Source organism: Streptomyces sp. NPDC050423, assembly GCF_040655445.1.
GTDB lineage: Bacteria > Actinomycetota > Actinomycetes > Streptomycetales > Streptomycetaceae > Streptomyces.
Genome location: NZ_JBFAJY010000019.1, coordinates 88533 through 102500, shown reverse-complemented (window position 1 = coordinate 102500; position 13968 = coordinate 88533). Strand labels below are relative to the sequence as shown.

General features: G+C 71.1%; 10 protein-coding genes. 8 read left to right on the top strand and 2 right to left on the bottom strand.

The genetic code is table 11. From position 1 onward, the window contains the following. The first annotated feature begins 103 nt into the window (after positions 1-103). The gene (locus AB0I52_RS16690; protein ID WP_363073137.1) at positions 104-937 is read left to right on the top strand and encodes a PP2C family protein-serine/threonine phosphatase; all 834 of its coding nucleotides are present in this window, start codon (positions 104-106) and stop codon (positions 935-937) included. A 67-nt stretch (positions 938-1004) separates the two neighbouring features. Next, positions 1005-2003, top strand: a complete 999-nt coding sequence (locus AB0I52_RS16685) for an MASE1 domain-containing protein (protein ID WP_363073181.1) — start codon at positions 1005-1007, stop codon at positions 2001-2003. Between the two features lie 13 nt (positions 2004-2016). Here the strand turns inward: AB0I52_RS16685 and AB0I52_RS16680 are convergent, their stop codons facing one another. After that, entirely contained in the window at positions 2017-3297 is a 1281-nt protein-coding gene (locus tag AB0I52_RS16680) for an FAD-binding protein (protein WP_363073135.1), read from the bottom strand. 398 nt (positions 3298-3695) lie between these two features. Here AB0I52_RS16680 and AB0I52_RS16675 point away from each other — a divergent pair, with 398 nt between their 5' ends. Next, positions 3696-5198, top strand: a complete 1503-nt coding sequence (locus AB0I52_RS16675; protein WP_363073133.1) for an exopolysaccharide biosynthesis polyprenyl glycosylphosphotransferase — start codon at positions 3696-3698, stop codon at positions 5196-5198. A 99-nt stretch (positions 5199-5297) separates the two neighbouring features. Here AB0I52_RS16675 and AB0I52_RS16670 read toward each other — a convergent pair whose 3' ends face one another. Continuing rightward, positions 5298-6281 (bottom strand): GDP-L-fucose synthase, encoded by a 984-nt coding sequence (locus AB0I52_RS16670; protein ID WP_363073131.1) that lies wholly within the window; start codon positions 6279-6281, stop codon positions 5298-5300. A gap of 112 nt (positions 6282-6393) precedes the next feature. Between AB0I52_RS16670 and gmd the strand changes: the two genes are divergently transcribed. From gmd to AB0I52_RS16645, 5 genes are read left to right on the top strand one after another with little or no spacing between them, the layout of a single operon-like run. Next, entirely contained in the window at positions 6394-7407 is a 1014-nt protein-coding gene (gmd, locus tag AB0I52_RS16665; RefSeq protein ID WP_363073129.1) for a GDP-mannose 4,6-dehydratase, read from the top strand. Continuing rightward, positions 7404-10193 carry a LamG-like jellyroll fold domain-containing protein gene (locus AB0I52_RS16660; RefSeq protein WP_363073127.1) on the top strand — a complete coding sequence of 930 codons (2790 nt, stop codon included), beginning with the start codon at positions 7404-7406 and terminating at the stop codon, positions 10191-10193. The genes gmd and AB0I52_RS16660 overlap by 4 nt, the downstream gene beginning before the upstream one ends. Further along, entirely contained in the window at positions 10193-12448 is a 2256-nt protein-coding gene (locus AB0I52_RS16655; protein WP_363073125.1) for a LamG domain-containing protein, read from the top strand. The genes AB0I52_RS16660 and AB0I52_RS16655 overlap by 1 nt, the downstream gene beginning before the upstream one ends. Continuing rightward, on the top strand, positions 12445-13143 hold the full coding sequence (locus AB0I52_RS16650) for a hypothetical protein (protein WP_363073123.1): 699 nt from the start codon (positions 12445-12447) through the stop codon (positions 13141-13143). The genes AB0I52_RS16655 and AB0I52_RS16650 overlap by 4 nt, the downstream gene beginning before the upstream one ends. Beyond that, positions 13140-13967, top strand: a complete 828-nt coding sequence (locus AB0I52_RS16645) for a glycosyltransferase family 2 protein (RefSeq protein WP_363073121.1) — start codon at positions 13140-13142, stop codon at positions 13965-13967. The genes AB0I52_RS16650 and AB0I52_RS16645 overlap by 4 nt, the downstream gene beginning before the upstream one ends. Position 13968 lies beyond the last annotated feature (1 nt).

The window sequence follows — 13968 nt, the reverse complement described above, 5'->3', positions numbered from 1 at the left end:
GGCACGCGGCACGTACCGGATCGGAAGCATTGACCTCCCGGATCGTCCCGCCACGACCGACCCTGTGGTGCGGCTCGCCACCACACGCACTGGGGAGCGGCCCATGAACCGGCGTCGTCCTCCCCGGTCGGCCAGTGCCGAGGAACTGCTGACCACGCTCCAGCACCTCACCTCCCGGGCGCGTCGCGAGGTGGAGCTGCACCAGGCGCGGGTGGAGCTCGCCGAGGCCCTTCAGCGGGAGATGCTCCCCTCCTCCCTGCCCGATCTGCCGGGTCTGCAGACCGCCGCCCGCTACACACCCGCGCGCAGCGGTCTGGACATCGGGGGCGACTGGTACGACGGTTTCCGGCTCCCGGACGGTTCACTCGCGTTCGCCATCGGGGACGTACAGGGACACGACGTCGAGGCGGCTGCCTTCATGGGCCAGATCCGGATCGCGATGCGCGCCCTGGCCGTCACCGCGTCCGATCCGGGCGAAGTGGTGCGGCGGACGAATGACCTGCTGCTGTCCGTGGACTCCGGTCTGCTCGCCACCTGCACCTTCGTCCGGATAGACCCGCTCACCCGGGAGCTGCAGAGCGCCCGAGCGGGTCACGTCGCCGCAGTGTGGGCCACGGCGGACGGACAGTCGGGCACCACCGAGGACGAGGGCGGTCTGCCGCTCGGGATCCAGACCGGTGAGGAGTACCCGGTCACCACCCGGCGCCTCACGACGGCCGGGGCCTTCGTACTGCTCACCGACGGAGTGATCGAGGGGCCGTCCTACTCGATCGACGAGGGGCTGGACGCGGTGGTCCGCCTGGTGCGCTCCCGGGTCTGCGACGACGCGGACGAGCTGGCCGACGCCATCCTCGGAGCGGCTGAGCGTACCGGGCACGAGGACGACTCCGCGGTGCTCGTCCTGCGTCACGACGCGTTTCCCGCAGCCCCTGGATGACACCGCGATCCAGGCCGGTGCGTGTCACGCAGCCACCTCCCGCCGGGGCCGGTGTCTGATGAGAACCGTGATCCGCAGCGAGGAGTACCGGCGCAGGGCGGTGGCACTCCTGCGCATCCTGGCAGTGGCCGCCGCCTACTACGTGGCCGGGGGCCTGGGACTTCTGAGGCAGGTGACCGTGCACGGCGCGGTGGTCACACCGCTCTGGCCGCCGACCGGGATCGCCCTGGGATGCCTGCTGATCCTGGGCCTGCGCATCTGGCCCGGGATCGCCATCGGCTCGCTGGTCGTCATCGCCACGCTCAGCGGCGAGGTGACGCCGTCGACGGCCGCCCTCGTGGCGGGCAACACTCTCGCACCCGTCTGCGCCTGCCTGATACTGCGCATGGTCGGCTTCCGCGCGGAGCTGGACCGGCTGCGCGACGGGGTCATGCTGGTCTTCCTGGGTGCGCTGGCCGGGATGGCCGTCAGCGCGACCGTGGGCAGCGCCATGCTGGCGGTCGACGGCAAACTGCCCGCGAGTGGTTTCGGTACGGTCTGGGTGGCGTGGTGGGCAGGGGACGCGATGGGAGTACTCGTGGTCACTCCACTGGTGCTCGTCGTGCTGCGCACGTTGCGGATGCCCCGGGTGACCGACCGGTGGGTCGAGGCCAGTGCGCTGCTGGTCGTCGCGGTGGCGGGTTCGCTGCTCGCCACCCGCGGTCCGCTGTCGATGCTCTACCTGGTGTTCCCGATCCTCATCTGGGCGGCGCTGCGGTTCCAGCTGGCGGGCAGCGCGCCGTGCGCCCTGCTGGTGTCGGTCCTGGCGGTGGTCGCGGGGACGGAGCAGGTGGGTCCGTTCGCCGGCCACGGCATGGTCGAGGTGATGATCAACCTCACGGTACTCAACGGGGCCGTGGCACTGACCTCGCTGCTGCTGGCCGCCGTCGTCGCGGAGCAGCAGAACGTCCGCCGCCGGATCGAACGCGCCTGCGAGGAGCTGGCCGATGTGGTGGACCACCTCGCGCCGGGCAGGTCGGCGGCCGCCTGGCCGTCCCGGGCGAGGGACGAGCGCGAGGGCCGCTGACCTCCGGCCGGGGTCACCCCGGGAAGTGCCGGTCCAGGAAGGCGTTGCGGAAGGTGCCGGCCGGGTCGTACCGAGCCATCAGCTTCTCGAAGTCCGCATACTCCCCGTACAGCGTGCGCAGGACGTCGGGGGCGGTGGTGAACACCTTGCCCCAGTGCGGCCGCGCGCCGAACGGCGCCAGCGCCTCCTCGATCTCCCGGAGGACCGGCGCCACCGCCGCGGTGTCGGGTATCCAGGTGAAGTGGAAGGCCACCGAGTCCCTGCCGGAGGCGGGGCTCAGCCACAGGTCGTCACCGGCGACGGTACGGATCTCGGAGATCTGCAGCAGCGGGGCGATCCGGTCCCGGAGCCTGCTCACCGCCTCGTAGGCAGCCGCGGCGTCCTGCCGTGCCACGAAGTACTCCGACTGCAGCTCGTCCCCGTTGCTGGGGGTGAACTCCAGCCGGAAGTGCGGCAGCCTCCGGTGCCAGGCTCCGGCGGCGCCCTGCTGCCGGGTGCAGTTACCGGCCGGCACCCCGGCGATCGGATGGCGCGGACCGTCGGCGAGCCGCGCGCCCAGCCACTCGCCGGGCGCCTGCCGGACGCCCTCGCTCCCCACCCGCTGCTTGAGCCAGACCTGGCCGATCGGCCCGGGGCGCCAGTCGGTGAAGACGCTGACGCTGTACGCGGCCGACAGCACCTCGTCGAAAGAGCCGGTCAGCCGGGCCTCGGGAAGGTCCTCGTAAACCCATTGCTGGACGTCGAAGGCCGGGACCACGTCGAGCGTCAGCCGGGTCACCACACCCAGCGCCCCCATGGAGACGACCGCTCCGGGGAAGTCCGCGTCGCCGCGCCGCAGCGAGACGGTCCCGCCGTCCGCCGTGACCATGTCCAGCGCCCGGACGGCCCCCGCGAGCGACCGGTTCCCGACACCCGAACCATGGGTCCCGGTCGCGCAGGCGCCGGCCACCGAGATGTGCGGGAGCGAACCCAGGTTGTGCAGGGCGAAGCCGCTCTCGTTCAGCTCGCCGGCGAACTCGCCGAAGCGCAGACCCGCGCTCACCGTCACCGCACCCGCCGCCGGGTCGATCTCGACCACGCGGGGCAGGCCGGCCACCGACACGAGGTCCCCGGCGGTGTCGGCAACGGCGTTGAAGGAGTGCCGGGTACCCAGGGCGCGCACCGCGCCGGAGGCGGCCACCGTCTCGCGCAGCTCGGCCTCCGAGCGGGGTACGCACAGCCGCCTCGCCCCGAACGTGACATTGCCGGCCCAGTTCTTCTCCGCGGGAGTCACCGTGCGTCCTCTTTCGCTCATGGCCGGGTGCAGTCTCCCGGCAGCGCATTCTCCCAGACGGCCCCGCGGAGCCGTCCGGCGAGCAGACAGCGCAGATCAACCGATCGACCACGTAAGGTAGTTGGCGGAACCGAGGTACATATCCGCACACCGACCGATTCTACTGCCGGCCAAATAGCAACACCCACGCACAGAACCTGTGATCCAGTACGGAACGGGACGAGTTCCGGCTCACACCGCATGTCTGAACTTCACTGGAACTCCAGCGAAATGGCACGTGTGTGGATATCGTGCACCGAGCGAGGGCGCATCCGTCAGTCCCACAGGATCGGCGGATGCGCCCCGTTTGTGGAGATGCAACTGTGACTGGGGGGTTCATGGGGCATGTCGAGCTACCCGAATCCGATAGATCAGGACCCGTGGGGCTGGCGGGGTCGCCTCGCCCACGGACCGCTTCGAACCGGCCCCGCAGCCAGGAGTTCGACCGGCTGCCGCAGGGCCCGACCGTACAGCGCGAGCGTTCCACCCGGTCCGGCCGGAAGAGCGGACCCGGCCGGTACCTACCGGTCGTCGTCTGCCTCGACCTGCTCGGGCTGGGGCTTCCCGGCTGGTTCGTCCTGCGCATCGACGGCGAGCCCGGGGCCCTGGCCTGTGCGGCCGCGGCCGCCCTGGTGTGGTCCGCCGTGCGGGCGGCGCGCGGCCGGTACTCGCTCCGGGCGGCGGGCCGCCCGGCCGGGGCGCTGACCGCGTCCGGGGACTGGTTACTGCTCATCGGCGTACTGGCGGTGCTCTGGACCGTGGCCGACGGGTCCGTCGATCCGGCGGCGGCGGTCGTGGCACTGATCCCGGGCCTGCTGGCGACCACGGCCGTGTCCGGGGTCCGTCAGCTGCCGCGGTGGGGGAAGCGGCGGACGGTCCGCCGGGTGCTGGTCGTCGGCGAGGCCGCCGAGGTGGACCGGGCGGTGCGGCTGCTCGGTTCCCGTTCGGACCACGGGTACCTCGTGGTGGCCGCCGTACCCGTGGGATCGGCGGCGCTGAGCTGCGACGCCCCCGTACCTGGGCGGCTCGCGCCCGCACCCGCCGACGACGACGCCTCGACGGTGCTGGGCTCGGCGTTCGCGCACGAGGCCGACCTGGCCCTGGTGGTGCCGGGACCGGAGCTCACCGAGGAGCGACTACGGCGGCTGTCCTGGGGGCTTCACGACGGCGGGCTCGAACTGTCCGTACTGTCGCACCTCTCGGAGATCGCGGCGGGCCGGGTCCGCCCGGCGTCGGCGGCCGGACTGACCCTGCTGCACATCGTGCCGCCGCTGCGAAGGGGACCGCAGCCCGCGCTCAAGGCCGCGGTGGACCGGACCGGCGCTGCCCTCGGCCTGCTCGCACTGGCTCCCCTGCTGCTGCTGGTCGCGACGACGGTCCGGCTCACTTCCTGCGGACCGGTCTTCCACCGGCAGATCCGCCACGGGCAGCACAGCCGGCCGTTCACCATGTGGAAGTTCCGCACGATGATCGCGGACGCCGAACAGCACCGGGCGCGGCTCGCCCCGTCCAACGAGATGGACGGCCCGATGTTCAAGATGCGCGGCGACCCCCGGGTCACCCGCGTCGGCCGGCTGCTGCGCCGCTCGTCGCTCGACGAGCTGCCCCAGCTCTTCAACGTCCTACGGGGTGACATGTCCCTGGTCGGACCGCGTCCGCCGCTGCCGGACGAGGTGTCCCGTTACGACGACCGCGAGCTGAGACGGCTCGCGGTCAAACCGGGGCTGACCGGCCTGTGGCAGGTCAGCGGGCGCTCCGACCTGTCCTGGCAGGAGACCGTGTCACTCGACCTCTGGTACGTGGACAACTGGTCGGTGGCCACGGACATGGGACTCATGGCCCGTACGCTGCGCGCCGTCACCGACGGCCGCGGGGCGTACTGAGAGCGGCGGCAGCGGATGCGAGGAGCGGGAGGGGGCCGGGTGGGCGGCGGCGCGACGGCGTCCGCCCACCCGGCCGGGAAGGCCGTCCCCGGCCGCCGGTCAGACCTGGGCACCCTGCCGCTGGAGCCACCACGCGTAGGTGCCCGCGATTCCCTCACGCAGCCCGATCCGCGGTACGAAGCCGAGGGAGGCCAGCCGGGACACGTCCAGCAGCTTGCGCGGGGTGCCGTCCGGCTTGGTCGTGTCCCACTCGACAGTCCCCTGATAGGACGTCACATCAGCTACGGTCGAAGCGAGTTCACGGATCGTCAGGTCGTCGCCGGAGCCGACGTTGACGGGTGCGTCGCCGTCGTAGCGCTCCAGCAGCAGCACGCAGGCGGCGGCCAGATCGTCGACGTGCAGGAATTCACGCCGGGGGCTTCCGGAGCCCCAGAGCGTGACGGCCGGCGCGCCGCTGCGCTGCGCCTCGTGGAAGCGGCGGATCAGCGCGGGCAGGACGTGCGAGGTCTCCAGGTCGAAGTTGTCACCCGGTCCGTAGAGATTGGTGGGCATGGCGCTGATGTACGAGGCGCCGTACTGGCGGCGGTAGGACTGGGTCTGCACGATCCCGGCGATCTTCGCGAGCGCGTACGCCTCGTTGGTCGGCTCCAGCGGGCCGGTCAGCAGGGCGCTCTCGGGGATGGGCTGCGGGGCACGCTTGGGATAGATGCAGGACGAACCGAGAAAGAGCAGCCGTTCGACACCCGCCGCGTGCGCCCCGGCGATCACGCTCAGCTGGATCCGCAGATTCTCCTCCAGGAACTGCACCGGGTAGGTGCTGTTGGCCATGATCCCGCCGACCTTGGCGGCGGCCAGCACGACGGCGTCCGGCCGCGCGTCCCGCAGAAAAGCCGCGGTCCGCGCGGCGTCGCACAGGTCCAGGCGGTCACGGCCGCGGGTGACCGCCTCGTGGCCTTCGGCGGTGAGACGGCGTACCACCGCCGAGCCCACCAGACCGCGGTGACCGGCGACGAACACACGGGCGCCGGGTCGTAGCAGGGACGGGACGGATTCCTGGGGAGGGCCGGGGAGATCAGTCGTCATGGCTCGGATTGTGCCAGCAGCTCCATGACGCGGTGACGTTTTACCGCAGATCGCTCAAACTCTGAAATTTCGGCGACCAACAGCCTCTCGGGCGACCAGAGAAGGGGGAGACGTGGCGAAGACCGCGCTCATCACCGGCGTGACCGGACAGGACGGTTCGTACCTGTCCGAGCTGCTCCTGCAGAAGGGGTACACGGTCCATGGACTCATCCGCCGTTCGTCGAGCTTCAACACCGAGCGGATCGACCACATCTACCAGGGCCCGGAGGAGGAGGACCGCTCCTTCGTCCTGCATCACGCCGATCTCGCCGACGGTGTCGCCCTGGTGAACCTGCTCCGCGACATCCGGCCCGACGAGGTCTACAACCTCGGCGCCCAGTCGCATGTCCGGGTCTCCTTCGACGCCCCGCTGTACACGGGGGACATCACCGGGCTCGGCACGATCCGTCTCCTGGAGGCCGTGCGCGCCAGCGGCATCGACACCCGCCTCTACCAGGCGTCGTCCTCGGAGATGTTCGGCGCCAGCCCGCCGCCGCAGAACGAGCGGACCCCGTTCCATCCGCGCAGCCCGTACAGCGTGGCGAAGGTCTACTCGTACTGGTCGACGGTCAACTACCGTGAGGCGTATGGGATGTTCGCGGTCAACGGAATCCTGTTCAACCACGAGTCCCCGCGCCGCGGCGAGACCTTCGTGACCCGGAAGATCACTCGCGGGGTGGCCCGGATCAAGGCGGGCCTGCAGACGCGGCTGCATCTGGGGAACCTGGACGCGGTACGCGACTGGGGTTACGCCCCCGAGTACGTCGACGCGATGTGGCGGATGCTCCAGTGCGACGCCCCGGACGACTACGTGGTGGCCACCGGTGAGGGGGTCAGCGTCCGGCAGTTCCTGGAGTACGCCTTCGAGCACGCGGGCCTGGACTGGCGCGAGCACGTCCGCCACGACGCGAAGTACGAGCGCCCCAGCGAGGTCGACGCGCTGATCGGGGACGCGTCCAAGGCGGCGGAACTGCTCGGCTGGAAACCGGCCGTGAAGTCGCGGGAGCTGGCCCGGATCATGGTCGACGCGGATGTCCGGCAGCTGGCCGACCAGCTCACCGGGGCCGCGGTACGGGTGGACCGGTGAGCCGCCCCGGACGTCTCGGACGGGCGCGCGGCGGGGTGTTGGGCGCCGTCCTCGCGCTCGCGGCCGGGGCGCTCACCGCGTCCGCGGCCACCGCTCCCCCGGCCGCCGCGCTGACCCCGCCCGTCGGCTTCACCGCCGACGACCTCGCCACCTACCAGACGAACGGCATCGTCTGGACGCTCGCCGAGGCGAACGGCGTCGTCTACGCGGGCGGCACGTTCACCGACGTGCGCCCGGCCGGCTCCCCGGCGGGCAGCGGCACCACCTCGGCGGTCAACTTCGCCGCGTTCGACGCCGCCACCGGCGCACCCGTCGGCTGCTCGCTCTCCTTCACCCGGAGCAGCGGCACGGCGACCGTGCGGGCGCTCGCCGTCTCGCCCGACAAGTCCACGCTGTACGTGGGCGGTTACTTCAACGGGGTCAACGGGACGGGCGCCAACGGCCTGGTGGCCGTCAACACCGCCGACTGCACACTGCGTCCGGGCTTCGCGCCGAACTTCGGGGCGACCGTGCGGGCGCTGGACGTGGCGGCGGACGGAACCGTCTACGCCGGCGGCGACTTCCAGAGCCTCAACAGCCGGACCCGCCGCTTCTTCGGCGCGGTCACGGCCACCGGTGCGGTGACCTCATGGAACCCGGACGCCGACGATCCGGGCAGGACCCTGAAAGTCACCCCGGACGGGCGGAACGTGCTGATCGGCGGCGACTTCTTCACCGTGGGCGGCACGAACTCGCACGCCCTCGCGGTGGTCAGCGCCGCTTCCGGCGCGCTGACCCGTGCCTACACCGGCAACTTCATCCCGTCGTCCGCCGTGATCAAGGACATCATCACCGACACCGCGTCCAACGGCTGGTACGCGGGGGGCGAGGGTGCCGGCGGTGCCTCCTTCGACGGCCGTCTGGCCATGGGGCTCGACACCTTCGACCAGCGCTGGCGGGACACCTGTCAGGGCGCCACTCAGGCCCTGCGGGTCTACCGGGGGGTGCTCTACGCGGGCAGCCACGTCCACGACTGCTCGACCATGGGCGGGTTCCCCGACCAGGTCCGCAAGCACCTCACCGCCCAGTCGGTCGACGATCCGGCCATGCTGGGCTGGCTCCCGGACACCAATGACGGCATCGGTGAGCCGGTGGGGCCGCGCGCCCTGACCGTCTCGTCGCGGGGCGGCCGTGACTTCCTCTGGGTGGGCGGCGAGTTCACCACGGTCAACGGGGTGGCGCAGCAGGCGCTGACCCGGTTCGCCACCGCACCGGACACCGGGGCGCCCTCCGTACCCGTGGTGAGCCTCTCGGCGCCGCGGGCCGGTGAGGTGCGGGTCAGCTGGCGCTCCAGCCTGGACCTGGACGACAGCCTTCTGACCTACCGGGTGTACCGCGACGGCGGCTCGACGCCCGTCCACACCACGACCGGTTCCTCGCTCTTCTTCAGCCGACCCCAGCTCAGCTTCACCGACACCGATGTCGTGGCGGGCCGGAGCTACTCCTACCGGGTCACGGCGAGCGACGGCACCAACACGAGTGCGCTGTCCGCCAACGCCTCGGTCACGGCGGCCGGTTCGTCGAGTCCGTACGCGCAGCGGGTGCTGGCCGACGGGGCGGATCTGTACTGGCGCTACGACGAGGCAGGCGGGGCGTTCGCCGCCGACGCCTCGGACAACGAGGACGGCGGCGTGTACGTGAACGCCCCCTCGTACCGTTCGACGCCGTCCGCCGTGGCCGGTTCCGCGGCGCTCGCCCTCAACGGCGCCGACGAGTACGTCCACAGCGACCGGCTGCGCCATTACACGTCACCGACCCCGTACTCCATCGAGACCTGGTTCCGCACCGGCACGAACCGGGGCGGCCGGATCGTCGGCTTCGGCAACAACATCGGCAGCGGGCAGGGGCACACCAGCGGGATCTCCGACAAGCTCCTCTACCTCACCGACAACGGGCGCCTCGCCTTCGGCGTCCAGGTCGGCAGCACCAGCAGCCGCCCGACCATCACCTCGGCCGCCTCGTACAACGACAACGCCTGGCACCACGCGGTGGCCACCCAGGGACCGTCCGGTATGAGGCTGTACGTGGACGGCGTGTCCGCCGGCTCCAACACCACGGCCGGCAACCGCTCGTACAACGGGTACTGGCGGGTCGGCGGGGACGCCATGACCAACGGCTGGCCGAACCGCCCCACCAGCACCTACTTCGCGGGGCAGGTCGACGAGACGGCGATCTATCCGTCGGCGCTGACCGCGGCGCAGGTGGCCGCGCACCACGATCTGGCGGACACCCCGCAGGGCCCCGGGGACACCACGGTCACGCTGACGCCGACCGAGGACGCGTACGTCAACGGCGTCGCCGCGAACACCACGTACAACGACAACCAGCTCGCCTCGCGGGGCACCACGGCCTATCTGAGCTACCTCAGGTACGCGCTGCCCGCCGCCCCGACGGGGCTGGAACTCAAGAGCGCCCGGCTCACCTTCCGTACCTCGTCGGACCCCACGGCGGGCTCGGCCGACAGCCACACCCTCGTGCCGGTCACCGGCGCGTGGACCGAGTCGTCGGTCACCTACAACTCCCGGCCGTCGCTCGCCCCGACGGTGCTGGGGACCATTTCCGGCGCGACCGACGTCTCCACCGACTACTCGGTGGAGCTGGACGCGCCGGCGCTGGGCGGGGCCCTGGGCTCCGCCTACTCACTCGCCCTCACCAGCGGCGGAACGGACTCGCTCCGCATCTGGTCGGGCGAGGTCGCAACCGCGGCCCACCGGCCGCAGCTCGTTCTCACCTTCGGAGCTGAATGATGAACGAAAGTACGGGGCGCAGATCCCGTGGCCGCGGCCGGGTACGAGCCGCGGCCGCCGCGCTCTGCCTGCTCGCCGGGGCCCTGACCGCCGCCGCTGCCGGGGGCTCCCCGGCCACGGCGCTCACCGCGCCGGTCTCACTCACCGCCGACGACCTCTCCACCTGGCAGACCAACGGCATCGTCTGGTCGATGGCCGCGTCGGACGACGGGGTCGTCTACGCGGGCGGCACCTTCTCCACCGTTCGCCCGCCGGGCGCACCGGCCGGGACATCCGAACAGCCCGCGGTGAACTTCGCCGCCTTCGACGCCGCGACCGGTGCGCCGACCGGCTGCAGCCTGTCGTTCACGCTCTCCTCGGGAACTGCGACCGTGCGGTCCCTCGCCCTCTCCCCCGACGGCAAAACCCTCTACGCGGGGGGCCAGTTCGGTTCGGTGAGCGGGGTGGGCGTGAGCAACATCGCGGCCATCGACACCGCGACCTGCACCCCGCGCACGAACTTCAAGGCCGCCGTCTCCGCCACCGTCCGGGCCATCGCCGTCACCGACGACACGGTCTATCTCGGCGGTGACTTCAACAGTGTCGCGGGACAGACCCGGAACAAGTTCGCCGCGCTCACCACGGGTGCGGCGCTGAAGCCGTGGACCGCCAACACGGACGAGGTCGGCCGGGCCGTCGAGGTCACTCCCGATGGGCGGCACGTCGTGATCGGCGGCGACTTCTTCACCGTCAACGGCACCACGTCACACGCGCTCGCGGTGGTGAACGCGACAACGGGCGCCGTGGACAAGAGCTACCCCGGCTTCATCCCGAACACCTCGACGGTGCAGGACCTCACCTCGGACGCCACCAAGTTCTACACCGCCAACGAGGGCACCGGGGGCGGTGTCTTCGACGGCCGGATCGCACTGGACCTGGGCACCTTCCAGCAGGTGTGGCGGGACACCTGCCTCGGTGCCACGCAGGCCATCCTGGTGCACAAGGGGGTGCTCTACAGCGGCAGTCACGCCCATGACTGCGCCTCCATGGGTGAGTTCCCCGACCAGCCGCGCAAGCATCTGCTGGCGCAGTCCGTGGACGACCCCAAGCTGCTGCCGTGGTTCCCGGACACCAATGACGGGATCGGGGAGCCGGTCGGTCCGCGCACGATGGCGCAGACCGACAAGGGCGGGCATCACTACCTGTGGGTGGGCGGCGAGTTCACCACCGTCAACAGCTCACCGCAGCAGGCGCTGACCCGCTTCGCCGACGGCCCCGACACCGGGGCGCCCTGGGTGCCCAACGTCAGCGTCTCCACGGTCGCCCCGGGCAAGGTCGACGTGAACTGGCAGACGAGCTTCGACACGGACGACGGTGAGCTCACCTACCGGATCTACAAGGACGGCGCGAGCACACCCGTGTACACGACGACGGGCTACTCGGTGTTCTGGGACCGTCCGCAGCTGCGGTGGACCGACACGAATGTGGCACCGGGTGAGACGCACACGTACCGGATCACCGCGAGCGACGGCACCAACACCAGCGCCAAGTCCCCCGCCGTGAGTGCGACCGTGGCGGCGAAGGCCGAGAGCTACCCGGCCAGGGTGCTGTCCGACGGGGCGAGCCTGTACTGGCGCTACGACGAGGGCACGTCCACCTTCGCCGCCGACACGAGCGCGGGTCTGGACAACGGCTTCCTGCGCAACGCGCCCTCCTACCGGCAGACCCCGGCGGCCGTGTCCGGGCCCTCGACCGCCATCGGGTTCAACGGGACCAATCAGTACGCCTACAGCAACCGGAGCCACACCCAGACCACGAAATTCTCCGTGGAGACCTGGATCAAGACGACGACGACCCGGGGCGGGAAGATCATCGGCTTCGGCACCAACACCATGAAAGCCAGCGGCAAGTACGACAAGCATGTGTACATGCTCAACAACGGGCGCCTCACCTTCGGCACCCACAACGGCGGCGGCCGGACCGTCAGCACACCCGGGGCCTACAACGACGGCGCCTGGCACCATGTCGTCGCCTCCCAGGGTTCCGGCGGCATGGCCCTCTATGTCGACGGACAGCTCCGCGCCTCGAACCCGCAGTACACCACCAACGAGAGCTACACCGGGTACTGGCGGGTGGGCGGGGACAACCTGGCGACCTGGCCGAACCGTCCGACGAGCGACTTCTTCGCCGGACAGATCGACGAGACCGCCGTGTACCCCACCGCGCTGACCGCTGCCCAGGTCAGTGCCCACTACGCCCTGAGGACGGGTGGATGAGATCTCCGTTCCTGGCCGGCGCCGTCGTCGTCATCACGACGGCGGCGCTGGCCGCCTGCGGCTCGTCGTCCGGCAACGACGCCGGGCAGGCGGCGGCCACCGGTCCCGCCGCCTCGGCCGGGCCGGTGGCCGGCGCGCCCGCGGAGCCGGACGGCTCCGCCTCCGAAGGCCCTCGGGCATCGCAGTCCAGCGAGCCGCCGAAGACCCCGACCGACCAACTCACCCCGGCCACCGGCACGTTCACCAAGAAGCAGAAGAAGTACCTGGTCGGCCGGGTTCCCAAGGGAATGGACCCGGCGGCGGTCCTCCAGACCGGGCAGGAGACCTGTGACCGGCTGACGTACCTGGTCAAGGTCGACCCGGACACCGCGACCGGTGCCGTGGCCACCGGCGAGATCGCCGACGCGAAGCCCGCCGTCACGCATCTGTGCACCCAGCACAAGGCGCTCGTGGAACGGGCCTCGCGGGCGTACGCCGACGGCACGTACAAGGGCGCGCAGCTCCGTCCGGGCCGCTACCGCGATGTCGCGCCCACGAAGAACTGCGGCTGGGAGATCACCGGGGCGAACGGCAAGGTTCTGGCGTCGGGCTCGTCCGGCGACGGGAAGCGCAGCGGCATCACGATCCCGGAGGCGGCCCGCGCCTTCACCTCCACAGGCTGCTACGCCTGGCTGCCCGAAGGAGACAACGGATGAACAGGCTGCCGATAGCCGTGGCGATCCCCACGAAGAACGAGGGGCTCAACATCGCCGAGGCGGTGAAGTCGGTCCTCGGCCACTTCGAGGCGGTCGTGGTGGTCGACTCGCACAGTACGGACGACACCGCGAAGATCGCCGCGGAGTGCGGGGCCGAGGTCGTCATGTACACCTGGGACGGCGGGCATCCCCGGAAGAAGCAGTGGTGCCTGGACCATGTCCGCACGGACCTGGACTGGATCCTGCTGCTCGACGGGGACGAGCGGCTGAGCCCCGGGCTGCTGGCCGAGCTGCGGCAGGTCTTCGCCGATCCGGACGCGCAGAAGCCCGCCGCGTACGACATTCCGCTCGGGTACTGGTTCTCCGGCAAGCGGCTGCGGCACGGCTACACCATCCGCAAGCGGTCGCTGACCGACCGCACCCGCAGCCGGTACCCGGAGGTGGGGGATCTCGACGCGCCCGGCATCGGCGAGGTCGAGGGCCACTACCAGCCGGTCGCGGAGAGCGCCGGGTCCCTGCGCCATCCGATCGAGCACCAGGATCTCGACCCGGTGACCGCCTGGTTCGAGCGGCACAACCGGTACTCGGACTGGGAGGCGTGGCTGGAGCACCATCCCGAGGTCAAGGAGCAGGTGCGCCGGGTCAAGTCCCGCCAGGGGCAGCTGTTCCACAAGGCGCCGTTCAAGCCGCTGGTGTCCTTCGTGTACATGTACGTGTACCGGCGGGGCTTCCTGGACGGGCGGGCGGGCCTGGACTTCGCCCTGGCGATGAGCTTCTACCGGTGGCAGATCGCCCTCAAGTCGCGTGCGGTGCCTGCTCCTTGAG

Excerpts from the sequence above, each read along its gene's own strand:
- AB0I52_RS16690 (WP_363073137.1), top strand. The coding sequence starts at position 104 with ATGAACCGGCGTCGTCCTCCCCGGTCGGCCAGTGCCGAGGAACTGCTG.
- AB0I52_RS16680 (WP_363073135.1), bottom strand. The coding sequence starts at position 3,297 with ATGAGCGAAAGAGGACGCACGGTGACTCCCGCGGAGAAGAACTGGGCC.
- AB0I52_RS16670 (WP_363073131.1), bottom strand. The coding sequence starts at position 6,281 with ATGACGACTGATCTCCCCGGCCCTCCCCAGGAATCCGTCCCGTCCCTG.
- AB0I52_RS16655 (WP_363073125.1), top strand. The coding sequence starts at position 10,193 with ATGAACGAAAGTACGGGGCGCAGATCCCGTGGCCGCGGCCGGGTACGA.
- AB0I52_RS16650 (WP_363073123.1), top strand. The coding sequence starts at position 12,445 with ATGAGATCTCCGTTCCTGGCCGGCGCCGTCGTCGTCATCACGACGGCG.
- AB0I52_RS16645 (WP_363073121.1), top strand. The coding sequence starts at position 13,140 with ATGAACAGGCTGCCGATAGCCGTGGCGATCCCCACGAAGAACGAGGGG.